We start from the raw sequence: 23,537 nt of genomic DNA, 5'->3' as shown, positions 1-23,537 counted from the left end.
TCGGGGGATTAGCCGGGCTAGCTCTTCTTAAAGTTAGCCTCAATGGACTCCATGACCGTGGGATCAGCCAGGGTGGTGGTGTCACCGACCGGGCGGTCCTCGGCTACGTCCTTGAGCAGGCGGCGCATAATCTTACCCGACCGGGTCTTGGGCAGGTCCTCCACGATGAGCACTCGCTTGGGCTTGGCGATGGGTGAAATCTCCACACCCACATGGGCGCGAATCTGCTCGGCCAGCTCAGCATCGTCGTAGCCTGCTGCCTTAGCCTCGTCGTTGAGAATGACGAAGGCCATGACGGCCTGGCCTGTGGTTTCGTCGCTAGCGCCGACAACGGCGGCCTCGGCAACAGCCGGGTGTGAAACCAGGGCCGACTCAATCTCGGGGGTGGAGAGGCGGTGGCCCGATACGTTCATGACATCGTCCACACGGCCCAGTACCCACAGGTCACCGTCAGCGTCGCGCTTAGCGCCGTCACCGGCAAAGTACATGCTCTCAAAACGAGACCAGTAGGTATCGACAAAACGGTCATCATCGCCCCAGATGGTGCGGAGCATAGAGGGCCAGGGCTCCCGAATGGTTAGAAAGCCGGACTGCTCGTTGGGTAGGGACTCGCCCAGATCATCGACCACGTCAATGGTGATACCGGGGATAGGCTGCTGGGCGCTACCGGGCTTAGCCACGGTAATACCGGGGAGCTGGGAGACCATGATGGCCCCGGTCTCAGTCTGCCACCAGGTATCAACGATGGGGCAGTTGCCCCCACCAATGACCCGGTGGAACCAGCGCCAGGCCTCGGGGTTAATAGCCTCACCCACGGTACCCAGTACGCGCAGGGAGCTCAGGTCGTACTTGGCGGGAATGTCCTCACCCCACTTCATCATGGTGCGGATAGCGGTGGGGGAGGTATACATGATGCTCACACCGTACTTTTGCACAATCTCCCAGAAGCGGCCACGGTGCGGGGCATCGGGAGTGCCCTCGTAAATGACCTGGGTGGCGCCGTTGACCAGAGGAGCGTAGGCAACATAGGAGTGGCCGGTTACCCAACCAACATCTGCGGTGCACCAGTAGACATCTGTCTCAGGCTTGAGGTCAAAGATGTTCCTGTGGGTAAAAGCGCCCTGGGTCAGGTAGCCACCGGTGGTGTGCAGAATACCCTTGGGCTTACCTGTGGTACCGGAGGTGTAGAGGATAAAGAGGGGATCCTCGGCGTTCTGGCGTGAGGGAGTGTGCTCGGTGGACTGCTCAGCGGTCAGCTCGTGCCACCAGACATCGCGGCCTTGCACCCAGCTGATCTCCTCACCGTTGCGTTGAACAACAAGGACGTGCTCGACGCTGGAGCCCCCCTTTTCTAGGGCGGCATCGACGGCGGGTTTGAGCATAGAAGGCTTACCACGGCGGTAGGAGCCGTCGGCGGTGATAACCAGCTTGGCCTCCCCGTCTTCGATACGGGAACGCAAGGCATCCGCCGAGAAGCCGCCAAAGACTACCGAATGGACGGCACCGATGCGGGCGCAGGCCAGCATAGCAATCACAGCTTCGGCAATCATGGGCAGGTAGATGGCTACACGGTCACCCTTGGTCACGCCAAGAGATTCTAGGCCGTTGGCTACGCGGGATACCTGGTCTTTGAGCTGGGCGTAGGTGTAGGAGGCGGTGTCGCCGGGCTCGCCCTCAAAGAGCAGGGCGGTGCGCTCGCCCAGGCCGTTTTCAACGTGGCGGTCTACGGCGTTGTAGCAGGCGTTGAGCTCGCCGTCGCCAAACCACTTGGCGAAGGGAGGGTTGGACCAGTCGAGGGTTTGGGTGAAGGGCTTGTACCAGGTCAGCAGGTCACGAGCCTGTTCCGCCCAGAATTCGGGGCCTTTTTCCGTGGCTTCTTGGTAGATGCCGGGCTGGGCGTTGGCCTGGGCTGAGAATTCGGGGCTGGGTGCAAAGACGTCCTGGGTGTCGGTCATCAATATGCCTTCCTCTGTGTGTGGCGTCATAGACTTAGGCCACATTGTGGTTTTCTCCCCAACAATAGCGCATCTGTAGTTTATGTCACAAATTTAGGGTTCGTGTTGAGCGAACTGACACCGAACATCAGCTTGTCGCTTCTACGGGTAATCTCTAGGTATGCCCCAGTCCAAGAAGACACCAGCATCCGCAACAGCTATAGACCAGGAACCCGCACCCCTCACCGATACTGAGCGCCAGCTCCTAGAAATCCGCACCGTTCCCACCCCAGTCGCCGAGGCCGCCGCCCGCAAACGCGCCCGCGCCACCGCCACAAATCAGGCAGAAAGCCCCCTAGCCCGCACCCGCCGCGCCCGCAAAATCAACCGCATCCTGGGCCAAACCTACCCCTACGCCGTCGCAGAACTAGACTTCGATAACCCCTACCAGCTCCTGATCGCCACCGTACTCTCAGCCCAAACCACCGACGTGCGCGTCAACGCCACCACCCCCGAACTCTTCGCCCGCTACCCCGACGCCCAGGCCCTAGCAACCGCCCGACTCGAAGACATCGAAGACATGGTGCGCCCCCTAGGCTTCTACCGCTCCAAAGCCAAATCAATCGTCAACCTGGCCGCCCAACTTGTAGCTGAACACAAAGGGGAAGTGCCGGGCAAACTCGAAGACCTGGTCAAACTCCCCGGCGTGGGCCGAAAAACCGCATTCGTAGTGCTCGGCAACGCCTTTGGCAGGCCAGGCATCACCGTAGACACCCACTTTGGCAGGCTCTCCCGCAGGCTCGGATTCACCGACCAAGAAGACCCCACCAAAGTAGAGCAGGCGGTAGCAGAACTCTTTGAACCCAAAGACTGGACCCAGCTCTCCCACAGGCTGGTCTACCACGGGCGGCGCATCTGCCACTCCCAAAAACCAGCCTGCGGAGCCTGCCCCGTAGCTGACCTCTGCCCCGCCTACGGCACCGGCGAAACAGACCAAACCAAAGCCGCCAAACTCCTCAAATACGAGATGGCACCGGGCCGTGAGCGCCTACACCTACGTTTCCTCCAGGGAGCCACCCGCCGCCAGCTGCGAGCAGAAGGGTACTCACTCAGTGCCTAAAAACCCGCAAGCTCCCAACCAGATTCCTGCGTCAGAAGCGGGAGAACACCCCGCCCTCACCCAGCTCACAGACCTGGCCCACAGGGCCCCCGCCCTTGTCAAACAGAGGGAAAACTGGAAAATCGGCGCAATTGACCCCCACACCATCAAACCCGCCGCCGTACTCCTACTCTTTGGCTTGCTTGACACCGCGCCAGCCCACCACCGCACCTGCCCCACCGTCACCAGCGACCTGGACCTGCTGCTACTAGTACGCTCCGACGGGCTACGCCATCACGCCGGGCAACCAGCCCTACCCGGTGGGCGCATCGACCCCGAAGACTACGACCAAGCCACCCTCACCGGTCAAACCGTAGAAGAGGTAGCAGCCCTCCGTGAAGCCGTCGAAGAAACCGGGCTAGATGCCAGCGGAGTGCGCCTGCTCGGGCAACTCCCACCCATCGACCTGCCAGTCAGCAACTACCGGGTCACACCTGTACTGGGCTGGTGGGATTTACCCACCCCCGTGCAAGCAGTCGACAGGGAAGAATCAGCCCTAGTGGTGCGTGTGCCGGTCGCTGACCTGCTCGACCCAGCTAACCGCCACACCGCCACTGTGCGCCGGGGCAGAACCACCCATAAGTCACCGGCCTTTGACGTAACCAACGCGGACCAGAACTTCACCATCTGGGGCTTTACCGGGATTTTGCTCTCCCGGGTCTTTGAAGAACTGGGCTGGGAAGAACCCTGGGACAGGGAACAGACGCGGGAAGACCACACCTAGAAGATCGGTAATTTATAACCCCGCAGACGGTGTTCCCGTTAGCACCCTTAAACGCCAGCCCCAAGCCAGCTAACAGTCATACCAGCTACGACGACCGAGCTACTTGGCGGTGGAATAGTCATCCGTGGTCACAACCGTTACCGGGAACTCCACATCCGTCTTCCCAAAAATCAGTTCGGTAGCGGTCTGCGCCGACTCCCGCACAATTTTCGTGCAGAGAGCCGCCTCACCCACCGGGCCGTAAAGCATAATCTCATCGTGCAAAAAATAGACCAGGCGCGACTGCAAACGCCGCCCAAAACGGCGTTCGGTACGTAGACGCCGGCGAATCTGTGCCATCCAGATAAGAGCCCACTCAGCGGCAGTACCCTGAATAAGGAAGTTGCGGGTAAACCGGCTCTGCGCGCGGGCCGCAGAGAGAGCGGCACGCTCATCGGCAGCGGTACCCTGACTGCGCTGAGCCTGAAACCAGGTGGCCGAAGGCGCAGGGGAAGTACGCCCCAAATAAGTGCTCACCTGCCCACCGCGCATACCAAGAGCGGCGGCCCGCTCTGTCAAAGCTATAGCCTGCGGGAACATCTTTTTCAGGTGCGGCATGAGCTGGCCCGCCTCACCGCTAGTAGCCCCGTACATAGCGCCCAGTAAGGCAACCTTAGCGTGGGGGCGGTCATTCAGCACACTACCGGTGCGCTCACCAATCTGAGCTATCCCCAGGTACAGGTCCCTACCCCGCCCCGCAAGAGCCAGCGCACGATCCCCGCTCATCACCGCCAAGATACGCGGCTCAATCTGCGCGGCATCGGCCACCGTAAGGATCATGCCCTCCTCAGCACGAACAGCAGGACGCACGTCCTTAGGGATCTGCATGGCACCCCCGCCATGCCCACCCCAACGACCCGTAGCTGCCGAACCCACCTCATAGCTAGGGTAAAAGCGGTTGTCACTGACCCAGGCATCAAGCCAATTCCAGCCATTAGCCGTGTAAAGCCGAGCCAACCGCTTATAAGCCAGCAAAGGCCGCACCACCTGCCAGCGATCCTCACGCAGGTGCGGCACCGCATTAGCCCACTCAGTCAGCTCCCACTTACGGGTAGTCGTGACCGAATGCCCAGCGGCCTGCAAAGCCTTGAGCACATCCTGGGGCGAATCAGGGTTCAGATGGGGCGCCCCCAGCTCCTCACGGATACGGGCGGCAAGAGCCTCCATCTTAGAGGGCCGGTCATACCCCGCCGGGCGGGGGCCCAACTCGTGCTCCAGAATCTTCTCGTGGATAGCACGGTTCCAGGGCATACCCCAGTGCTTCATCTCAGCGGCAATCAGCGCCCCCTGAGACTCAGCGGCCAACAGCAGAGCCAAACGCGAAGGGTGAGGGGAAGTCGCCACAGCCGCACGCTGGGCCGTCAGCTCGGCGGCCAAAGTCTGGGCACTCGGCTCCTGCGGAGCCTTCCTGGCCAGAGAAGAACCGGCCAACTCATCATCAAACAGGGAACCCTGCCCCTCCATGGGCTGACGCGCAGGCATCACCCCAGCAGGCTCAGGGACCAGCCGCTCCACATCAAGAGTAGGGGTATAGCTCATCGCGTTCTGCGCATTAGAAGCCGCCGTAACAAGAATCCGCTGAGCCAGCCGCAGATCATGACAGGACGCCGGCGACACCCCCGCAGTCAAGAGCTGAGGCATCACCAGACGCGAATCAGCCCACGTCCAACGAATAGTCCGGTGCGGGTTCTGGCCCTCCACCGCCCTAATAAAATCAGGGAGCTTAGCGCGGGGGAAAGTGCGGCGGCTACCGGCACCGGTATCGCTGAGAGTTATAGCCTCCCAGCTATCCCCCCGATTCGGGGTAGCTACGGGGCCGAGCACTATATACATTCTTCTATTATGGGGTCTGCCCAAAACACGGCTCAACCCTGGCTCAGCGCCAGACCCGAACACACCGTACGTTTGGGTAGGTAGACCGGCAAGCCTCCCTCTTGCCCGGTTGGCTAGCGCCCACAGCGCAATTCAAGCCACCCACCTGACCCCAGTGCTGTCTCTGCCAACATCCCTTAAACGCCAGCCCCAAGCCAGTTGGCAGACACAGCACTGAACTCTGGGCATCGCCCCCGGTTTATCCACAGCCTGCCAGGCGGGGCTAGACCTGGCGCTTTATCTGTGGCATAAAGAGGGCAGGAAAAGAAGCGGGTAGGGCTGAACCCAGAGGTCAATCATGCCTTCACCAGCTAAAACTACAGACGAACGGGTGGGCGCTGACACCGCCCCTGACGACCAGATCCAAATCCTTGTCCGCAAAGCACGCAGCCGCTTCTTTGACCTAGAGCCCCAAGACATGGCCCAACTACCCGGCCCAAAGCAGGAAAACCCCGGTGAAGAACCCAAAGCGCGGAACCAGTCCCCGGTGGAACAAAACGCAGATAAACCGGGTGAACAGCTCACCGCCGACAGCCTGAGCCTAGAGGCCATGACCGACCCCGCCCGCTTACAGGGCCTCATTGATACGGTCCTGGACGAACAAGAAAAAGCCGAAAAAACCACCTCAGCAGGTGAACCCCAGCGCGAGATAGCACCCCAAGCAGGTGCCCGCCTCAAAGCCGAACTCACCGGGCTAGGGCCCCTCGAAGAGCTCCTGAACATTGACGAACTCACCGATATTTTTGTCAATGGCCCGCACCGGGTCTGGTACGAAGCAGCAGGCAGCCTACACCGCTCAAACATCACCTTTGAGCACGACAAGGACGTGCGGGCACTGGCTACCCGCCTCATTCTGGCCGCAGGAGGCCGCCTAGATGATGCCTACCCCGCCGCCGACGTCCAGACCGCTCAGGGTGCACGCGTCCACGCGATTCTGCCACCGCTCAGCCAAAGCGGGACCCTACTTTCTATCCGTCTTCAAGGCGAGCGCCGCTACGAACTGCGCCAGCTCCGTGAGAAAGGCATGATGGGTAAGGACCTGGAACAGCTCTTGCGCTACCTGGTGAAAAGTCGTGCCAACCTGGTGGTGAGCGGGGGAACCGGCAGCGGTAAGACCACGCTTCTGCGGGCCCTCTTGCAGGAGGCCCCTGACCATGAGCGGCTGGTGCTGGTGGAGGACACTGCCGAACTACATCTGGAGCACCCCCATACGGTGAGCCTGCAAGCGCGGGTAGCTAATGCCGAAGGGCGCGGTGCCGTGGGGCTGGACGAGCTGATTCGCCAGGCCCTGCGTATGCGCCCGAGTCGCCTGGTGGTGGGGGAATGCCGGGGGGCTGAGGTCATGGACATGCTGACCGCCATGAACACCGGCCACTCCGGGAGCGGGAGCACCCTACACGCCAACTCTGCCGACGCTGTACCTGCCCGCCTCTATGCCATGGGGGCTTTAGCGGGGGTGAGCCAGGAGGCTGTGGCCCTGCAAGCCCAGACTGCTCTGGACTATCTTATTCACCTGGAGCGGGATAAAGGGCAACGGCTCGTGCGCGGTGTCTACCGGCTGCGGGGGAGCGCAGGTGCCCTGCTGGTAGAGCCGGTGTGTACAGTGGAGGCTCGCCGCCGGGGCAGTTTTCTGCTGTGGCACCCCGAGGCGAGCGGCCTTAAAGCTGCCGCCGGCCTGGGGGAATACCGATGAAAACAGGACCGGTCAGCACCCTGCCCGGCCCTCTAGGAGGGCTGGAAACCCGCTTAACTCACCTGGTTCTGAGGGCGCGCCAGGGAAACAAACCCTCTCTGGATGAGTTAGAGCTTTGGCCTGACGCTATCTGGCGAATGGCGGCCCTGCTTAAGGCAGGCTGTTCGCCGGCCTTTGCCTGCGCTATGGTAGGCCGGAACCTGGCTAGTTCATTAGAAGAAACCCGTACCCGAATAGCGAGCATGAGGCCAGTGGCGCGGTGGGGCACAGAGCGTTGGCAGGACGAGGATCTTGCCCGCGCCCTGGCCGATATGGTGGACCTCTTTGAGCGCTGTACCGAGGCCGCCCAGAAAGGGCTTCCGCTGGGCCCGGCATGCCTGCACCCTGGTACCGCTGACTACCGGGAATCTGTGCGGGATGGTGTGGTAGCTCTGGCCGCCTGCTGGCAGGTGGGGCAAACAACCGGCGCTTCACTTGCTTCAGTTTTTGAGAGACTGGCCCGCTACTACGAGACGGAAATCGACCTACGTCAACAGCGAGAAACCGCTTTGAGCGGTCCCAAGGCAACGGGACGGATCCTGTCCTGGCTACCCGCTCTGGGGCTGGGCTTGGGCATCATCATGGGTACCGACCCTCTGGGTGTTCTACTCGGTTCCTTTGGCGGTGCCCTGGTGGGACTAACCGGTCTGGGCCTAGCCTACGCGGGGAGCCGGTGGACTTCCCGGCTGATTGGGCGTGCGGAAGGGGGTGAGCTCTAGTGGTGCTGCTGGTTTTCTGTCTGAGCCTGCTCTGCCTCTTGTCTGCTGGCCTGCTCTGGGTGCTCGGCGGCAGAAAGAAGACGGAGGCGCAAGAACAGGGAGGTCCGCGCCCGCCGGTTCCTGCAGGCAATACGGAGTCGGGTTTGCCTGCTCTTAGCCCCGCCCTCTACCTGGACCTGGCGGCCACGATGCTCACCGCGGGGCTCTCTGTGCCCGCTGTGTTGGAACAGCTCAGCCAGCTTGAGCAGGGGCGGTACCGCACCGAACTAGCAGTGGTGGTTGCTAAGCTCTACGCCGGTGCCCACTGGGAGCAAGCCTGGGGCAAGAGTAGACCGGAGGGGCTGGCACCGGTGCGTGACTGTCTGGGTATGGCCCTAGAAACAGGTGCGCCCAGCGCCCAACTCGTGAGGGTGCTGGCCGACCGCCAGCGCAGGCACCGGCAACGGCAACACGAAAAATCTGCGGCCCGGCTAGCTGTCAAACTGGTGGTTCCCCTGGGGGCTTGTTCCCTGCCCGCTTTTATCTGTCTGGGGGTAATCCCCGTGCTGATAGCGCTTTTACCGACCCTCTTCTAAGAAACCGGTGGGGTTGGGGCGGTGTTCACAGGTGCCTGCTTAAGAGAAAAATGCGCGTTACACAGTGTCTTGGGAACACCAATTCGCCGGGCGAGTAGGAAGAACCCTTGAGAGCTAGGTGGGCAGAGCGACGCGCCGGGGGAGTAGTGGTCTATCCACAGGGGTGAATGAGCCTTTACCCGGTGCGTGAGCGGGAGCAGGCTAGAGGCACCCGGTCAGGACCTGCTTCTTTTCCAACGGTATCCGCACCCCTTGCCCCCGGGTTCTGATCGGGCAACAAAAACGCATGGTCTAGAGAATCTAGCCCACTGACTCTGACAAGGAGATAGAACATGTCACGTTTTTCTGCACCTCGGGACCGCGCTACGACGGAACAGTATCGGATGGAGCCTGCGGGCGCTGATAAAGCGCTTACCGGCGAGCTAGTTCATGCTGGCCTTGATAACCCTGAGGCTGGCGCCACCACTGCTGAATACGGCATCGTCATGCTAGCAGCCGTGGGCTTTGCCGGCCTGCTAGTGGTTATCCTCAAATCTGATGAAGTCCGGCAGATGCTCCTGAATATCGTTCAAACAGCACTCTCAACGGGGGCCTAGCCTCATGTCCGCCACCCTTGACCGCACCGAGGGCCAGCGGGGCTCGACTACCGCAGAGTTCGCTGTGGCCTTGCCCGCTGTGGTTTTCATTCTTGCCCTGGTTCTGGGTGCTGCCGCCACCGGCATGATCCAGCTGCGGCTGGAAGAGGGGGCCCGCCTGGGTGCCCGTGCCGCCGCACGCGGTGAAGACTCACAGACGGTAATCCGTATCGTCCAGGATGTTGAGCCGGAGGCTAGGGTTACTATCGGCCAGCAGGATGGCATGACCCGTGTGAGCGTGAGTAGGCCAGCGCCGGGACTCATTGGAAAGATCAGTGGGTGGCAGCTGAATACCGATGCCTGGGCTCTTACCGAACCTAGGGCTCAGGGCGGTGAAACTCCGTGACCCGCCCCTGCGCAGGCAGTCATGGTTCCCGCCCGCTCGGGGATTCCCCCGAGCGGGGGAGCGGGAGCCTGTCGGTGGTGGGTATGGTGTGCGCCCTGCTCATAGTGGGGATTACCTGCGCCGGGCTCATAGGCGTCCTAGCGGCTAACCACCGGGCGGCCCAGGCCGCTGACCTGGCGGCTCTAGCCGCTGCCGATGCCGCTCGCGGGCTGACCTCGGGGGATCCCTGCGATAGAGCCCAGGAGGTAGCTCAGGCCAACCGGGTCAACCTGGTGGCCTGCGCCCTTCCACCGGGCCTGGCCGGTACAGCGGATATCCGCACCTCGGTCGATATTGCTGGCCCCTTCGCCTTTCTGGGGCCAGCCCAGGGTATTTCTAGGGCTGGCCCACCCGGGCTAAGTGGTTCTTAGGTACCGGTCACCGCGATTAGCTCAGTACCGGTAAATCCTTTAGAAGGGGTCACCACTATCCTTGTGGCCGGTCAGAGACTCCGTGACGGTGAGCTCTCGGTGACTTTGCTCAAGCGTAGGTAGCTGATCTGGTGTGCTTGCTTGAGAGAGCGCGCTTGCTCGACCCGGTGCCGTAGTTCGGTTCGGTGCCGTAGTCCTGTTCGGGTTGCTGCTTCTGCCAGGTTCGTCAGTACCGGGGTGAGCCACTGCACCCAGTAGATCGGCACCTTGCTGTTCGGTGAGTTCCCCGGCTTCTACTAGCAGGGAAGCTAATAACTGTGCGGCTCCCTTCTTGTGGAGCGGTTCATTGCGGTTACCGCATTTGGGGGACTGCACGCAGGAGGGGCAGCCCAGCTCACACTCGCAGGCCAGAATGGTGTCCAGGGTTGCGCGGAGCCAGTGGGTTACCCGCTCAAAACCACGCTCGGCAAAACCCGCCCCTCCGGGGTGGCCGTCGTAGACGAAAATGGTGGGCAACTCAGTGTCTATGTGGAAGGCTGTTGAAAGCCCGCCGATATCCCACCGGTCACAGGTTGCCACCAGGGGGAGCAGGCCAATAGCGGCATGCTCGGCTGCGTGAAGCGCGCCGGGGATATCCTTCTCATGGATACCCGCTGCCTGGAGTAGCGAAGCGGGCATGGACCACCAGATGGCGCGGGTCTGGAGGAGCTGGGGCTCTAGTTCCAAAGGCTCGTCCCCTAAAACCTGTTGCCCCACCAGGCTTTTCTTCTGGTAGCTCACCACCTGAGAACGTACCCGCACCTGGCCAAAGTTCAGGCTCACCTGCCCCTGCTGGAGAGACTTTTCTGTTGCCAGTACGGCGACCTCGGTGACGTCCCGGGCCTGGGTGTAGTAGTCGGGGTTGGCCGCTGTTACGGTGATAACCCCCTTCTCCTCATCTAAATCTTCTACCAGGAAAGTTTTACCCTGGTGCGTGTAAATCGCACCGGGGTGGCCCTGGGAGTGGGATTGTGCCCGGTCCATGGTGCCGATAACACTTCCGGTGTCGCTCTCCACGATATGCAAGGGAGCGCCACCACCGCGCAGATTTACCAGGTCGCTGGCCTGCTCTGGGTGGGTCCAGAACCAGCCGGTAGCCCGCTGGCGCAGGTAGCCTCGGGAGACAAGGCTTTCCAAAAGCCGCTCGGTGCTAGTCCCAAAGATGGGTAGTTCTTCCCTGCGCAGGGGAATCTCGGAGGCTGCCGCACACAGATGGGGACTCAGGACGTAGGGGTTGTGCGGGTCAAAGACAGTCTTTTCAACACCCTGGTCAAAGATGTCCTCGGGGTGGTGAACCAGGTAGGTATCTAGGGGGTCTTCGCTGGCGATGAGCACTGCAAAGCTGTCCTGCCCGGCTCGTCCTGCCCGCCCGATCTGCTGGTAGAAGGAAGCCCGGGTCCCCGGCCAGCCGGCTACGAGCACGGCATCCAGCCCGGCAATATCTATACCCAGCTCCAGGGCAGAAGTGCTGGCAATACCCAGTATGTGCCCCCGCCTCAGACCGATTTCCAGTGCACGACGTTCCTCGGGCAGGTAGCCTGCCCGGTAGGCGGCTATGCGTTCGGAGAGACCCGGCTCTACCTCATCGAGGTAGCGCCCGGCCGTTTGCGCTATGGCTTCTGCCCCGCGCCGGGACTTAATAAAGGCGATGGTTCGGGTGCGACTGACCGCCAGGTCAGCCATCATCTCTGCTACCTGACCGATAACTGATTTGCGGACCGGGGCACCGTTTTCGCCCGCACCCGCCGGTTGTCTAGTTGGAGCCGCTAGCCGGTCACGAACCGTGTCAGGCTCGGTGAACTCAGGCTCCCACAGAAGCACCTGTGTGGATCCTCTGGGTGCGGTGCTCCGGGTAATTGCAGTGACCGCCTGAGGGCGCGACCCAATGAGGAGGGCAAAAGACTCGGCAGGTTCCGCACTGGTAGCAGAAGCCCCAATAAAAACGGGAGTAGCACCGTAATGACGGCAGATTCGGCGCAGCCGCCGCACCACAAGAGAGACGTGCGCCCCAAAAACACCCCGGTAGCCGTGCGCCTCATCAACCACCACATATTTGAGCTTGCGCAGAAAAGTTGCCCACCGGGCATGGTTAGGCAAAATAGCGTGATGAAGCATATCCGGATTAGCCAGGACCAGATGGGCACGCTCGCGGATAAAGCGGCGGTCTTCGCGTGGGGTGTCCCCGTCGTAGGCCTCTACCGCAATCCCTGGCAGGTTAAGAGCTCGTAAGGAAGAGAGCTGGTCGGCAGCTAGCGCCTTGGTGGGCGAGAGATAGAGGGCTGTTGCCCTGCCGGTATCAAAGCCGGTTCCCTGATATTCGTGTTCGCCCCGGTAGAGGGCATCGAGCACGGGGAGCTGATAGGCCAGTGACTTGCCGGAGGCTGTGCCCGTTGCAAGAATGACGTGCCTGCTACCGGAGGAATCGTGGGCAAGGGTGGCTGCCTGGACTTGGTGCAGGTAGGGCTCATCCACGCCCAAAGATTGGAAGGCCTCAACGACAGCGGGGTGGGCCCAGCTCGGCCAGGGGCTGGTCTGTGCCTCTTGGGCTGGCAGGGTGCGCACATGCCTGACCTGTGCAGGGAGCTCGGTCAGACCAAGCTGTTCCAGCACGAGTAAGAGCTCTTGGGGGGCGGGTGCCCGTGAGCCGGGGCTTTCCTGCGGGGTTTGGGTAGGCACATCCCTATTATGGCACCGCTTGGTCGGTGGTTTATTGCCTGGCCTGTTGCTGCTGTTTCCCAGACCTGTCCTGTCTGCCTGTACTGTGTTCCTACCTCTTGTTGAGGGCAGAGGTGACTGGCGCTGAGCATGGTGGGGAGCTGCCCAGGGCAAACCAAGAGCCCCTGTGCCTGACCTTTATCCCGCCAACCGGGCGTAAAGGCTGTGAGCTATGCTATAGAACTGGAATAATGAGAGTTATGAGTATTCCAATGAACATTAAGGGTCAGCAGTCAGCTCCTGAGGAGCCTGTGGTTACCGTGCTCACCGATGAGCAGGTGTGGGATTTGATCCAAGGCACTCGTTTTGCTCGTTTGGGCACAGTAGGCGAGGAGGGCTTCGTGCACATTACCCCGCTGAATATTGTGACGGACGGGGTTAAGATTTTCTTCCGCACGGCAGCCGGTAGCAAGCTTACCCAGCTCTTACTTGATGAAAAAGTGACCCTACAGTTTGACCGGGTTGAGGGCAAGAGCGCGCACTCAGTGAATGTGTTTGCCCGGGCCCGACTCCTGACTGATAGCCGCGAGATTGACTACGTCGGCAAGCTCAACCTGGAACCCTGGCTTGATAGCCAGAAGCTGGAACTGGTGGAGCTAACTCCGGTGTCCATGACGGGGCGGCGCTTCCGCCTGGGGTCCTAGCTCATCTTTTATGGCTTATCTGCCCGGTGGTATCGGGCAGACTAGGCCAAGAAGAACTAGAATGGGTGCGTGGCTCAAGAACGAATTATCCTCTATTACTGCTTTGCACCCGTAACCGACCCCAAGGCTGTCATGCTGTGGCAGCGCGCCCTGTGCGAGAAGCTTGGCCTAACCGGCCGTATCCTCATCTCCAAGCACGGCATTAATGGGACTTTGGGCGGCGATGTTAACGCCCTCAAACAGTACGGTAAGACGACCCGCCAGTACCCCGGCTTTGAGAAGCTGGAACTGAAGTGGTCCGATGGTGGTTCCGCTGATTTCCCCCGCCTGTCGGTCAAGGCCCGCAAGGAGATTGTTGCTTTCGGTGCCCCCGATGAACTTGTGGTTGACGAGAACGGTGTAGTGGGTGGCGGTGTCCACCTGAAACCCGAAGAGGTTAACCAGCTGGTTGAAGAACGTGGCGATGAGGTTGTCTTCTTCGATGGGCGTAATGCCTTTGAAGCTAAGATTGGCAAGTTTAAGAACGCTGTGGTGCCCGATGTGCGGACCACCCACGACTTTATCCAGGAGATTGAGTCGGGTAAGTACGATCATCTCAAGGACAAGCCGGTTGTTACTTACTGCACCGGCGGTATTCGCTGTGAGATTCTCTCCGCCCTCATGAAGAACCGGGGTTTCAAGGAGATTTACCAGATTGACGGCGGCATCGTGCGCTACGGCGAAAAGTTTGGTGACTCGGGGCTATGGGAAGGCTCTCTGTACGTCTTTGACAAGCGTCAGCGCGTGGAGTTCTCGCCCGATACCGTAACTATTGGTGAGTGCGAGCACTGCCAGGCTCCTGCTAATAGCTTTGTCAACCTCGATGTGGACGGTAACCGCGACCTGGTTCTGCTGTGCCCCGAGTGCGAGACCAAGGCACTGGCCCAGTTTGAGAGCGTGAGCGGCTAAGACTTTTACCTATTCAAGCGTGGGCTAGGGGCTGGGTCAAGAGGCATCGACCTTTTGCCCGGCCCCTTTTGTGTGCTCTGGTGCCGGGGTATTAGAGTAGTGAGCCATGACAGCAGAGCAGACGTATGAGACAGCCCTGATTGAGTATGGGACCTTTATGGTGGCGGGCGTGACCGAGCCGGCTAGGCAGACGAGCGATTTTTCGCTGTGGTGGAAGAAACTCTATGATCATTTGGGTGCCGGCGAGACAGAGGCTGAGGCTCAGCTGGCTGCCCAGCGGTTGGCGGCTGTGGAGAAGCTTCAGCGGGTGGGCGTGCTCATGCCAGATGCCGACGATTCTGGGGTGACCTATACTGCCGGGTTTATTGTTCCCGGGGGTATTAAAGATGTTGCGGCTTTGGGGCTGACGGGTGTGGTGGTCCCCGGTGCCATGTACGCTACGGTACTGGTGGAGGGGCCCCTGGTGCCCGGTCTTCCACCTGCCCATATTAAGGCCGGTTTTGACTATCTGGCTCAGACCTTTATCCCCTCTAAAAACCTGACCCCTACCGGTGTGTGTCTAGAGGTGTACGGGCCGGGTGATATGCAGGGGCAGAACTATCGCATGTACCTGTGGCAGGCGGTGACCGGACTCTCTGCATAGTCGCAGTTCTGAGTCTTAGCCTAAGGTAGTTGCCCTGAGAGAACAGAACCTAGAAAGAGAAATACCTTCCGGTGCGCTAGCACGGAAGGTATTTCTATGAGGTCTTACCGGTGCCCTGATGGGGCGGTAATGCCGTGGGTTATCTTACGAGTTGCGTTCCTCTGCCAGCTGTTCTTCGAGCCGGGCAATAATCTCTTCGATGAAAGCGGGGCCGCCGTTGGCTGCTTTTTGCTTCCAGTCGGTAATGGATTTTTCGAGTTCGGCAATTTTTTCTACATTAGCCATAAGAAAGACTTTAGCTTACTTGTCGGTAAAAGAAGGCGAAGTTCCCTCTTTAACTTTTTCCCAGGTTTCTATACCGCCCGGTACGGCCTTGAAAAGAGGGTGGGGTAATGCTGGCGGTGGCGTGGAGAAATGCTGGGCGAACCAGTCGGGGGAGCGCCCTTTGACTTTGTGGGTAAGGAAAGCAAGCTCATATTCTAGCTGTCCCTCGGTGACCTCTAGCTCTTCCAGCTTATTATCTCTGGGCAGTACCAGGAGTGACCGGTTAAAGGAGTAGCCGCGCGTGTCAGCTTCGTCGGCAAGGCCGTGCAGGTAGGCGCAGATATAGGCCAGCGGATCATTGCTTGCTTTGAAGCGTTCTAGCTGGGGGTGCTGAGTATAGCCGCGTGTTTTTCCTTGGAGGACTTTTTGGGCCAAGAGTGTTTCACGCCAGCAAGCGACTAGGCCTTTGGCATCGAGCAGGGCAGGGGTGATGGACCAGATACGCACTGTTAGCTCCTGGCCCGCTGGTCAATGGCTGCTTCGAGCCGGTCGAGTTTTCCGGTGATTTCACCGGAGTCGTGGCCGGGGCGGATATCCGCCTTGAGCACGAGGGAAACCCTGTTGCCGTAGCGGGTCATGGCTTCGGTGGCGGCTTTGATGACGGCCATACATTGGTCCCAGTCACCTTCGATGGTGGTGAACATGGCATCGGTGCGGTGGGGTAGGCCTGAGTCGCGCACAATCTGGACGGCTTCGGCAACGGCATCGTGGACGGAGCCGCTGGGGTCGCCGCCTCCGGTGGGGGCTACAGAGAAAGCAAATAACATACCTCTACGTTAGCCTGTGCTAGCTGTTTGTGGTAGGTTCTGCCCCATCAATGGAGGCCTAGTTTGGCGGTGCGGTGGCTAGGAGCCGGAACTGTGCGTGCGGCTGGGGTTTCTCTACGGTTAACATGGGTAGGGTGATGACTACTGATTTTTCTCGTGTTCCTGGTGCTCCGGTAAGCACCGATATCTCTTCTTTGGTCAGGCTCCATACTGCCTTGCGAGCGGTCAACTATACCTATGAGGGGGTTGCCTCCCTCCTGGGTGACCGCGCTTTTGAGGCCATGACCCGGGACCAGCTCACACCTGGTATCTACAGGCTGAACCAGGTGCTGGGGTACGAGAAAACAGCCTCTACTTTTAGCCTTGGTGAAAAGTCGCTGGCGCAGGTAGTGCGTTTCTTCCTGATGGGGCAGGTGCTTGAGTCTGCTGAGCTTGAAGCCGCTCTGGGGGCCGGTTTATGCGATCTTCTCGTAGAGCTTGGCCTGGCTGAAAGCGCTGCCACAGGTTCCCTTCAGGCTTCGGTTGACCTGCGCCCCCACGCCGCTGACGACGGCACTGAACTCTATGTTGCTAGCGATCTGGGTGCGCACCAGCGCCCCGGCGTTCTGCGGAAGGACCATGTACTGGGTATCGGTCATGCTTCCCTGACCCTGGCACAGTTCACCGAGCGCACTCCCCTTGAACGGGCGCTCGATCTGGGTACCGGGTGCGGCATCCAGACCTTCCATCTGCTGGCCCACGCCCGTCACGTCACCGCAACGGATATTTCGGAGCGGGCATTGGCTTTTACCCGCTTTAACCTTCTGCTTAATGCTCCTGCCCTAGAGATTGACCCGCAGAAGCTGGAGGACCGGGTGAGCTTGCTCCACGGTTCTTTGCTGGAACCGGTAGCCGGGCAGAGCTTTGACCTGGTGGTTTCTAACCCGCCCTTTGTCATTACACCGCGTAGCTCTGGGGAGACCCCGGCAGACCAGTTCACCTACCGCGACGGTGGTATGGCAGGGGATGGCATCGTGTCAACCTTGGTGCGCCAGCTCCCTGAGATCTTGAACCCCGGTGGGCGTGCCCAGATGCTGGGTAACTGGGAAATTCCCGTGGCTGGCCCCGGTGAGCAGGCCGACTGGTCGGCCCGCCCCCGCGACTGGGTAGGTCAAGAAGCGGAGGCCTGGTTTATTCAGCGTGAAGTCCTTGCCCCGGAGCAGTATGCTGAGACTTGGTTGCGTGATGCCAGCGAGAACCGCGACCCCGCCCACTATGAGCAGGCCTATACTGACTACCTGCGCGACTTTGCCGCGCGAGGCGTGGACGCTATCGGCTTTGGCATGATTTGGTTGCGCCGACCCAACTTGCAGGCGGCAGGGGAGCGCCTGCACCGTTTTGAGGAAATTACCTACCCGATCCAACAACCCATTGCCTCCTTTATCACTGAGGCCGTTGCCCACTATGATGCGGTGACTGCCCTGGATGATGAAGCCCTCCTAGCCCAGCATCTGGTGGTAGCTGGGGATGTGACCGAGGAGCGCCACTTGTCACCCGGTTCTGAGCATCCGTCCCTTATTTTGCTCCGCGCCGGTGCCGGTTTACGCCGCACCATTTTAGAAACCACAGAAACAAGCGGGTTCGTCTCGGCCTGCGATGGGGAACTCAGCGTGGGCCAGATTGTCAATGCCCTAGCCACTCTGCTGGACTGGCAGGACGCTTCACCCCAGCAGGAATTGATAAGTAACATTCGTGAACTGTTGGAGAAGAGTTTTCTGCGCCTTGAGCAGGGTGACTAGACTGGTGCTATGGTAGAGAACCCGATTAAAGCCCTGACCGAAGACCGCTGCTGGGAGCTTTTAAGCTCGCATGAGTTTGGGCGTCTTGCCCTAGCCGTGAGCGGCGAAGTCGATATTTACCCCGTCAATTTTGTGGTGCACCAGAAGAAAATCTACTTCCGTACCGCAGCTGGGCAGAAGCTGTCCGAGGTCGTTATTAGCCGTAAGGCCGCCTTTGAGATTGATGAAGTCAAAGATGGTATGGCCCGCTCCGTGGTAGTACACGGGAATGCCCAGTGGCTGACCAGCGAAGCTGACCTTGCCGCCATTGAATCGTTGGGGCTACGCGCCTACGCACCGACCTACAAGACCAACTGGGTTGAGGTTGAGCCGGTGAGCATTAGCGGCCGCGAATTTGAGATCGGTGAAGAACCGACCGACGAGCTCTAAGCCAGCCCCAGAACCCCGTACACCATAGGTCGGCCAGCATGATGGGTGCCAAGAGCCCTCTAAGGTCACATGACCCTAAGTGGACAGGAAGTGCTGTCTGTCGGCTATTGTTGTGCTTACACGCCTATTGTCAACCTCAAGGAGCCACCAGTGCCCACCAAGGCAACCCCCCTGCACGGCAAGTCACTGCTGATTGTAGAGTCCCCCTCTAAAGTCAAAACAATCAGCGGTTACCTGGGAGATGCCTTTATTGTCGAGTCCTCGATGGGCCACATCCGTGACCTGCCTCAGCCCTCTGAACTGCCCGATGAGCTGAAAAAGAGCCCTGTGGGTAAGTTCGCTGTTGACGTGGAGAACGGCTTTGAACCCTACTATGTGGTCAATTCTGATAAGAAGAAGAAAGTCACCGAGCTCAAGCGCCTGCTCAAAGAGTCTGATGCGCTTTATCTGGCAACCGATGGGGACCGTGAGGGCGAAGCGATTGCCTGGCACCTGCTTGAGGTGCTCAAGCCCAAGGTACCCGTCTACCGTCTGACTTTCCCGGAAATCACCAAGGAAGCCATTGAACGTGGCTTCAAGGATTTGCGTGAGATCGATGAGAACCTGGTGGATGCTCAGGAAACCCGCCGTGTCCTTGACCGTATCTACGGCTATGAGCTCTCTCCCGTGCTCTGGCGCAAGGTGTCGCGTGGCCTCTCTGCGGGCCGCGTGCAGTCTGTTGCCACCCGCCTGGTTGTTGAGCGTGAACGCGAGCGCATGGCTTTCCGCTCTGCCAGCTACTGGGATTTGACCGGCACCTTTACGACCGCATCGGCTGAGAGCTTTAGCGCTAAGCTATCTGCTGTGGATGGTGCCCGTGTTGCTACGGGCAAGGATTTTGCCGATAACGGCGCTTTAAAGGCTTCTGCGGCTTCTAAGGTTTCCCATCTCGATGAGGCCGCCGCTAGTTCGCTGGCTACCGCTCTGGCCTCTGCTGATTTCGCGGTTCGCTCGGTCGAGACCAAGCCCTACACCCGCCGTCCTGCTGCCCCTTTCACGACCTCCACCCTGCAGCAGGAGGCAGCCCGTAAGCTCCGTTTCTCGTCACGCTCGACCATGCAGGTTGCCCAGCGACTCTACGAAAACGGGTACATTACCTACATGCGAACCGACTCCGTTGCCCTGTCAGATCAGGCAATCCGGGCCGCTCGCGCCCAGGCCAAGGAACTTTACGGTGCCGAGTTTGTACCTGCCTCACCGCGCGTCTACGCTTCTAAGTCTAAGAACGCCCAGGAAGCTCACGAAGCAATCCGCCCTGCCGGTGATACCTTCCGCACCCCTGCTGCCGTCAAATCAGCCTTGAGCCCCGATGAGTTCCGTCTCTACGAACTGATTTGGAAGCGTACCGTTGCCTCTCAGATGGCTGATGCTAAGGGTTCAACCGCCTCCGTCCGCTTGGGCGCTATCGCCAGTGATGGGCGCGATGCCGAGTTCGCCGCCTCGGGTACCGTCATTACCTTCCGAGGCTTTTTAGCTGCCTATGAGGAGGGCAAAGATGCCCTGCGCAACGAGGAAGACAAGGCCGCCGAGACGAAGAGTGAGAAACGTCTGCCCCAGCTTGCCCAGGGCGATAGGCTGAACGCCAGCGATATCGAGGCTGCCCGGCACGAGACCTCGCCCCCGCCCCGCTACACCGAAGCCTCCCTGGTTAAGGCCATGGACGAGCTGGGTATTGGTCGCCCTTCAACCTATGCTGCCGTTATCTCCACCATCATGGACCGGGGTTATGTTCATCACCGGGCTGGTTCCCTGGTACCTTCCTGGACGGCTTTTTCGGTGGTACGCCTGCTTGAAGAGCACTTTGCCAAGTATGTGGACTACGAGTTCACCGCTGAGATGGAAGAGGATCTGGACCGCATTGCACGCGGCGAAGAAGCCCGCACCCAGTGGTTGGGCAACTTCTACTTTGGTGGTGAGGCCCAGCGCGGCCTCAAGCCTATGGTCGATAACCTGGGTGATATCGACGCTAGAGCTATTAACTCCATTGAGGTTGCCCCCGGAGTCAATCTGCGCGTGGGTAAGTTTGGCCCCTACCTTGAGATGGGCGGCGAAATTGATACCGAGACCGGCGAGATTAAGGACCCGGTCCGCGCTAATGTGCCTGATGATCTGGCTCCGGATGAGCTGACCGAGGAGAAGGTCGCAGAGCTGATCTCCCAGGGCAAACAGGACGGTCGTGAACTGGGTGTAGACCCGGTGACCGGGCGCACTATTGTAGCCCGGGACGGCCGCTACGGCCCCTACGTCACCGAGCTGATCCCTGAGATGAGCGAAGAAGAAATCGCCGCCTGGATGGAGGCCCAGCCCACCGAGTACTACAAGAACGGTAGGCCCAAGCCTAAGAAGAAGCCTAAGCCTGAAAAGCCCCGTACCGGCTCCCTCTTCAAGAGCATGGATCTGGCAACTATCACCCTTGAGGACGCGCTCAAACTCATGAGTCTGCCCCGCGTGGTGGGAAGCGATGCTGAGGGCCTTGAGATTACCGCCCAGAACGGACGTTTTGGCCCCTACCTGAAGAAGGGTACGGATTCGCGCTCGCTGGAAAACGAGGAGCAGATTTTCTCGATTACCTTGGAGCAGGCCCTTGAGATTTATTCTCAGCCTAAGCAGCGTGGGCGGGCGGCGGCTAAGCCCCCCTTGGCTGAGCTGGGTGTTGACCCGGTGTCTGAGAAGAAGATTGTGGTTAAGGACGGCCGCTTTGGCCCCTACATCACCGACGGTGTCACCAATATTACGGTGCCTAGGAGCGAGACAATTGAGTCACTGACTCATACCCGTGCGGTTGAGCTTTTGGCTGAGAAGCGCGCCAAGGGCCCGGTTAAGCGTAAGACTACCGCTAAGAAGACCACCGCTAAGAAGAGCCCTGCCAAGAAGGCACCTGCAAAGAAAACTACAGCCAAGAAGACAACAGCCAAGAAGACAACAGCCAAGAAGACAACAGCTACAGAAGCCGCTGAGTAGGGGCTAAGCCCTGCCAGCGGGTGATGGGGGCAGGAGCTAGGCTCCTGCCCCAGCTGTTTGCGGGATCGAGCTGGCCGGCCGCGCGGGGTGCGTCCTTTAGACTGGTAGGCAGGAACCTTATTCTTTTCACCTATCCTGGGGGAACCATGCGACTCGGCGTGCTTGATATCGGCTCAAATACCGGCCACCTGCTCTTGATCGAGGGGCAGCTGGGTTCGCGCCCCGAAGCCTATACCGATGCCCATAAGGAGCCCCTCCAACTGGTGCGCTACATTGATGCGGATGGGAAGATCACCGACGAGGGCCGCGACCGGCTGACAGCCTTTGTCAAGAGCGCTGTGCTTTATGCTATCGAGCAGGGAGCTGAGGACCTTTTAGCTTTTGCTACCAGCGCTATTCGTGAGTCCAAAAACGGCCCTGCGGTCCTTCAGCACGTGCAGAATGCCACCGGGGTGAACCTGACCGAGATTACCGGTGACCAGGAAGCTGCGATTACCTATCACGCGGTGCGCCACTGGCAGGGGTGGGGTGCTGGCCGTATCCTCAACTTTGATATTGGCGGTGGCTCCTTTGAGTTCTCTACCGGCATGGATGCCTACCCCGATGACGCTATCTCGGTGCCCCTGGGCGCTACCCGCCTGACCGGGGACTGGTTTAGCTCGGAGATCCCTTCACCCAAGGAAATTAAGAAACTCCGTAAGTATGTGCGTGAAACCCTAGAGCCTGTTGCCACCCAGCTCCTTGCCTACGGTGAGCCCAACATGGTGGTGGGTACCTCTAAGACTTTCCGCTCCCTGGCCCGTATTTGCGGTGCTGCCCCGTATTCTGCTGGCCCCTATGTTAAGCGTGAAATGCGTTTAGAAGACCTGCGCTTGTGGACCCGTCGTATGGAGGCCATGGCACCGTCTGAGCGGGTGGACTTGCCGGGGGTGTCCGAGGTGCGCGCTGAGCAGATGCTTGCTGGCGCTATTGCAGCTGAGACGGCTATGGATGTTTTTGGCGTAGGAGTTATGCGGGTCAGCCCCTGGGCTTTGCGTGAGGGCCTGATCCTGCGCCGCATGAACTACCTAGCCCAGCAGGGTTCTTACTCCATGCTTGACCCCCGCTCACTTGAAGAATTCGTCCGTAATTAGACTCTGATATCCTGCTGACCGGTAGAAACTTTCCTTTCTAGGTAAGCCGGTTTGTAGATGAACGGTGCTTGTTATGACTGACTCCCAGCTCAACCCAGCTTCTGCTGAGCCTGCTATTGTTACTACGGAAATAGAAGGGCGGCGACCTCAGATTCCTGTGGCGCTTTCGACCTCCTGCCTTTTTCCTCTGGGGGTGCACGAGACCTTTTCAACGGCTGTTGATCTTGGCTACGACAGTGTTGAGGTCATGATTACTCACACCGCTCTGAGTCAGGAGCCCTACGACCTGCTGAACCTGGTGCAGGAGTACCAGATTCCAATTTCTGCTATTCATGCACCGACTCTCTTGCTGACCCAGCAGGTGTGGGGCCGGGCCTGGAACAAGATGCAGATGGCTGCCAAAATGACCAAGGCTGTAGGAGCTGACGTGATCGTTGCTCACCCACCTTTCCGATGGCAGAAGACCTACGCCAAGAACTTTGTGGCCGGTGTCCGCGAAATCTCTGAACATGAGGGCGTTAAAATCGCGGTAGAAAACATGTACCCCTGGTCATTCAAAGGGAAAGCGATCGAGATGTACGCCCCGCACTGGGAGCCCTCTCGCTTTGACTATGAATGGATTACCTGGGACTTCTCCCATGCGGCAGCTGCCAATGATGACTCCTTAGAGGCCGTTAAACGGATTGGCTCTCGCCTGGGGCACCTTCATCTGACCGATGGTTCTGGCGATAAGCTCATGGATGAGCACTTGGTGCCGGGGCACGGTAGTCAGCCTGTTGCTGAGACGCTACAGTACCTTGCGACGACCGACTTTGCGGGCGTGGTGTGTGCCGAGGTATCGACCCGCAAGGCCAAGGGCGCGGCTGAGCGTGACGAGTGGCTCTACGAGACGCTTCAGTTTGCGCGTACCCACCTGGCCCGCTAACCTGCCTCGTGCAGGCTTTCTCTTTGATCCCTACCGATAGGACAACA

22 protein-coding genes are annotated in these 23,537 nt (G+C 59.7%); 16 read left to right on the top strand and 6 right to left on the bottom strand.

The annotated features are described in order from the left end of the window. Nucleotides 1-17 precede the first annotated feature (17 nt). Nucleotides 18-1,955, bottom strand: coding sequence for an acetate--CoA ligase (gene acs / locus ACN08Y_RS01380; protein WP_419111628.1), 1,938 nt, complete (start codon nucleotides 1,953-1,955; stop codon nucleotides 18-20). A 160-nt stretch (nucleotides 1,956-2,115) separates the two neighbouring features. Between acs and nth the strand changes: the two genes are divergently transcribed. Both nth and ACN08Y_RS01370 read left to right on the top strand, forming a co-directional pair. Further along, the gene (gene nth, locus ACN08Y_RS01375; RefSeq protein ID WP_419111627.1) at nucleotides 2,116-3,054 is read left to right on the top strand and encodes an endonuclease III; all 939 of its coding nucleotides are present in this window, start codon (nucleotides 2,116-2,118) and stop codon (nucleotides 3,052-3,054) included. Beyond that, entirely contained in the window at nucleotides 3,047-3,817 is a 771-nt protein-coding gene (locus ACN08Y_RS01370; protein ID WP_419111626.1) for an NUDIX hydrolase, read from the top strand. Before nth ends, ACN08Y_RS01370 begins: the two co-directional genes overlap by 8 nt. Nucleotides 3,818-3,916: 99 nt before the next feature. Here ACN08Y_RS01370 and ACN08Y_RS01365 read toward each other — a convergent pair whose 3' ends face one another. Then, nucleotides 3,917-5,689, bottom strand: coding sequence for a bifunctional 3'-5' exonuclease/DNA polymerase (locus ACN08Y_RS01365; RefSeq protein ID WP_419111625.1), 1,773 nt, complete (start codon nucleotides 5,687-5,689; stop codon nucleotides 3,917-3,919). A 337-nt stretch (nucleotides 5,690-6,026) separates the two neighbouring features. On the opposite strand from ACN08Y_RS01365, the gene ACN08Y_RS01360 reads away from it, so the two are divergent. The 6 genes from ACN08Y_RS01360 to ACN08Y_RS01335 all read left to right on the top strand — a co-directional run bounded on the left by ACN08Y_RS01360 (nucleotide 6,027) and on the right by ACN08Y_RS01335 (nucleotide 10,145). After that, the gene (locus ACN08Y_RS01360) at nucleotides 6,027-7,421 is read left to right on the top strand and encodes a TadA family conjugal transfer-associated ATPase (protein ID WP_419111624.1); all 1,395 of its coding nucleotides are present in this window, start codon (nucleotides 6,027-6,029) and stop codon (nucleotides 7,419-7,421) included. Next, nucleotides 7,418-8,179 carry a type II secretion system F family protein gene (locus ACN08Y_RS01355; RefSeq protein ID WP_419111623.1) on the top strand — a complete coding sequence of 254 codons (762 nt, stop codon included), beginning with the start codon at nucleotides 7,418-7,420 and terminating at the stop codon, nucleotides 8,177-8,179. The genes ACN08Y_RS01360 and ACN08Y_RS01355 overlap by 4 nt, the downstream gene beginning before the upstream one ends. Continuing rightward, entirely contained in the window at nucleotides 8,179-8,754 is a 576-nt protein-coding gene (locus ACN08Y_RS01350; RefSeq protein ID WP_419110835.1) for a type II secretion system F family protein, read from the top strand. The genes ACN08Y_RS01355 and ACN08Y_RS01350 overlap by 1 nt, the downstream gene beginning before the upstream one ends. A 332-nt stretch (nucleotides 8,755-9,086) precedes the next feature. Continuing rightward, nucleotides 9,087-9,350 (top strand): DUF4244 domain-containing protein, encoded by a 264-nt coding sequence (locus ACN08Y_RS01345; protein ID WP_419111622.1) that lies wholly within the window; start codon nucleotides 9,087-9,089, stop codon nucleotides 9,348-9,350. A 4-nt stretch (nucleotides 9,351-9,354) separates the two neighbouring features. Then, entirely contained in the window at nucleotides 9,355-9,735 is a 381-nt protein-coding gene (locus ACN08Y_RS01340) for a TadE family type IV pilus minor pilin (protein ID WP_419099173.1), read from the top strand. After that, nucleotides 9,732-10,145, top strand: coding sequence for an Rv3654c family TadE-like protein (locus tag ACN08Y_RS01335; RefSeq protein WP_419104756.1), 414 nt, complete (start codon nucleotides 9,732-9,734; stop codon nucleotides 10,143-10,145). The genes ACN08Y_RS01340 and ACN08Y_RS01335 overlap by 4 nt, the downstream gene beginning before the upstream one ends. A gap of 39 nt (nucleotides 10,146-10,184) precedes the next feature. On the opposite strand, the gene ACN08Y_RS01330 is transcribed toward ACN08Y_RS01335, so the two are convergent. Continuing rightward, nucleotides 10,185-12,794 carry a DEAD/DEAH box helicase gene (locus ACN08Y_RS01330; protein ID WP_419111859.1) on the bottom strand — a complete coding sequence of 870 codons (2,610 nt, stop codon included), beginning with the start codon at nucleotides 12,792-12,794 and terminating at the stop codon, nucleotides 10,185-10,187. 305 nt (nucleotides 12,795-13,099) lie between these two features. Here ACN08Y_RS01330 and ACN08Y_RS01325 point away from each other — a divergent pair, with 305 nt between their 5' ends. The 3 genes from ACN08Y_RS01325 (at nucleotide 13,100) to ACN08Y_RS01315 (ending at nucleotide 15,134) form a co-directional block, all read left to right on the top strand. Next, the gene (locus ACN08Y_RS01325; RefSeq protein ID WP_419099176.1) at nucleotides 13,100-13,543 is read left to right on the top strand and encodes a pyridoxamine 5'-phosphate oxidase family protein; all 444 of its coding nucleotides are present in this window, start codon (nucleotides 13,100-13,102) and stop codon (nucleotides 13,541-13,543) included. 69 nt (nucleotides 13,544-13,612) lie between these two features. Then, nucleotides 13,613-14,491, top strand: coding sequence for a rhodanese-related sulfurtransferase (locus ACN08Y_RS01320; protein WP_419099177.1), 879 nt, complete (start codon nucleotides 13,613-13,615; stop codon nucleotides 14,489-14,491). Between the two features lie 106 nt (nucleotides 14,492-14,597). Next, entirely contained in the window at nucleotides 14,598-15,134 is a 537-nt protein-coding gene (locus ACN08Y_RS01315) for a GyrI-like domain-containing protein (RefSeq protein WP_419104755.1), read from the top strand. Nucleotides 15,135-15,278: 144 nt separating this feature from the next. Here the strand turns inward: ACN08Y_RS01315 and ACN08Y_RS01310 are convergent, their stop codons facing one another. The 3 genes from ACN08Y_RS01310 to ACN08Y_RS01300 are packed head-to-tail and all read right to left on the bottom strand — an operon-like array spanning nucleotide 15,279 to nucleotide 16,225. Next, nucleotides 15,279-15,419 carry a hypothetical protein gene (locus tag ACN08Y_RS01310; protein WP_419099179.1) on the bottom strand — a complete coding sequence of 47 codons (141 nt, stop codon included), beginning with the start codon at nucleotides 15,417-15,419 and terminating at the stop codon, nucleotides 15,279-15,281. Nucleotides 15,420-15,434: 15 nt separating this feature from the next. Beyond that, complete coding sequence (locus ACN08Y_RS01305) at nucleotides 15,435-15,905, bottom strand: pyrimidine dimer DNA glycosylase/endonuclease V (protein WP_419111621.1); 471 nt, start codon at nucleotides 15,903-15,905, stop codon at nucleotides 15,435-15,437. A 2-nt stretch (nucleotides 15,906-15,907) separates the two neighbouring features. Next, nucleotides 15,908-16,225: a thiamine-binding protein gene (locus tag ACN08Y_RS01300; RefSeq protein WP_419099181.1), complete on the bottom strand. Its 318-nt coding sequence runs from the start codon at nucleotides 16,223-16,225 to the stop codon at nucleotides 15,908-15,910. A 137-nt stretch (nucleotides 16,226-16,362) separates the two neighbouring features. Between ACN08Y_RS01300 and ACN08Y_RS01295 the strand changes: the two genes are divergently transcribed. From ACN08Y_RS01295 to ACN08Y_RS01275, 5 genes are all read left to right on the top strand, one after another. Beyond that, nucleotides 16,363-18,003: a DUF7059 domain-containing protein gene (locus ACN08Y_RS01295; protein ID WP_419111620.1), complete on the top strand. Its 1,641-nt coding sequence runs from the start codon at nucleotides 16,363-16,365 to the stop codon at nucleotides 18,001-18,003. Nucleotides 18,004-18,012: 9 nt separating this feature from the next. Continuing rightward, entirely contained in the window at nucleotides 18,013-18,432 is a 420-nt protein-coding gene (locus ACN08Y_RS01290; protein WP_419099183.1) for a pyridoxamine 5'-phosphate oxidase family protein, read from the top strand. A 150-nt stretch (nucleotides 18,433-18,582) separates the two neighbouring features. Further along, nucleotides 18,583-21,432 carry a type I DNA topoisomerase gene (gene topA / locus ACN08Y_RS01285; protein WP_419111619.1) on the top strand — a complete coding sequence of 950 codons (2,850 nt, stop codon included), beginning with the start codon at nucleotides 18,583-18,585 and terminating at the stop codon, nucleotides 21,430-21,432. A 146-nt stretch (nucleotides 21,433-21,578) separates the two neighbouring features. Beyond that, complete coding sequence (locus ACN08Y_RS01280; RefSeq protein ID WP_419099185.1) at nucleotides 21,579-22,565, top strand: Ppx/GppA family phosphatase; 987 nt, start codon at nucleotides 21,579-21,581, stop codon at nucleotides 22,563-22,565. A 73-nt stretch (nucleotides 22,566-22,638) separates the two neighbouring features. Beyond that, nucleotides 22,639-23,490, top strand: a complete 852-nt coding sequence (locus ACN08Y_RS01275; RefSeq protein ID WP_419111618.1) for a sugar phosphate isomerase/epimerase family protein — start codon at nucleotides 22,639-22,641, stop codon at nucleotides 23,488-23,490. Nucleotides 23,491-23,537: the final 47 nt, after the last annotated feature.

Origin of the sequence: Rothia sp. P5764, assembly GCF_048512965.1 — a bacterium.
Lineage (GTDB): Bacteria > Actinomycetota > Actinomycetes > Actinomycetales > Micrococcaceae > Rothia.
The sequence above is the reverse complement of the archived record's forward strand: the minus strand, read 5'-3'. Positions and strand labels throughout refer to the sequence as shown.

Excerpts from the sequence above, each read along its gene's own strand:
- ACN08Y_RS01300 (WP_419099181.1), bottom strand. The coding sequence starts at position 16,225 with ATGTTATTTGCTTTCTCTGTAGCCCCCACCGGAGGCGGCGACCCCAGC.
- ACN08Y_RS01275 (WP_419111618.1), top strand. The coding sequence starts at position 22,639 with ATGACTGACTCCCAGCTCAACCCAGCTTCTGCTGAGCCTGCTATTGTT.
- acs (WP_419111628.1), bottom strand. The coding sequence starts at position 1,955 with ATGACCGACACCCAGGACGTCTTTGCACCCAGCCCCGAATTCTCAGCC.
- ACN08Y_RS01365 (WP_419111625.1), bottom strand. The coding sequence starts at position 5,689 with ATGTATATAGTGCTCGGCCCCGTAGCTACCCCGAATCGGGGGGATAGC.
- ACN08Y_RS01315 (WP_419104755.1), top strand. The coding sequence starts at position 14,598 with ATGACAGCAGAGCAGACGTATGAGACAGCCCTGATTGAGTATGGGACC.
- ACN08Y_RS01340 (WP_419099173.1), top strand. The coding sequence starts at position 9,355 with ATGTCCGCCACCCTTGACCGCACCGAGGGCCAGCGGGGCTCGACTACC.
- ACN08Y_RS01345 (WP_419111622.1), top strand. The coding sequence starts at position 9,087 with ATGTCACGTTTTTCTGCACCTCGGGACCGCGCTACGACGGAACAGTAT.
- ACN08Y_RS01310 (WP_419099179.1), bottom strand. The coding sequence starts at position 15,419 with ATGGCTAATGTAGAAAAAATTGCCGAACTCGAAAAATCCATTACCGAC.
- ACN08Y_RS01360 (WP_419111624.1), top strand. The coding sequence starts at position 6,027 with ATGCCTTCACCAGCTAAAACTACAGACGAACGGGTGGGCGCTGACACC.
- ACN08Y_RS01325 (WP_419099176.1), top strand. The coding sequence starts at position 13,100 with ATGAGTATTCCAATGAACATTAAGGGTCAGCAGTCAGCTCCTGAGGAG.
- ACN08Y_RS01355 (WP_419111623.1), top strand. The coding sequence starts at position 7,418 with ATGAAAACAGGACCGGTCAGCACCCTGCCCGGCCCTCTAGGAGGGCTG.
- ACN08Y_RS01280 (WP_419099185.1), top strand. The coding sequence starts at position 21,579 with ATGCGACTCGGCGTGCTTGATATCGGCTCAAATACCGGCCACCTGCTC.
- ACN08Y_RS01295 (WP_419111620.1), top strand. The coding sequence starts at position 16,363 with ATGACTACTGATTTTTCTCGTGTTCCTGGTGCTCCGGTAAGCACCGAT.
- nth (WP_419111627.1), top strand. The coding sequence starts at position 2,116 with ATGCCCCAGTCCAAGAAGACACCAGCATCCGCAACAGCTATAGACCAG.
- ACN08Y_RS01290 (WP_419099183.1), top strand. The coding sequence starts at position 18,013 with ATGGTAGAGAACCCGATTAAAGCCCTGACCGAAGACCGCTGCTGGGAG.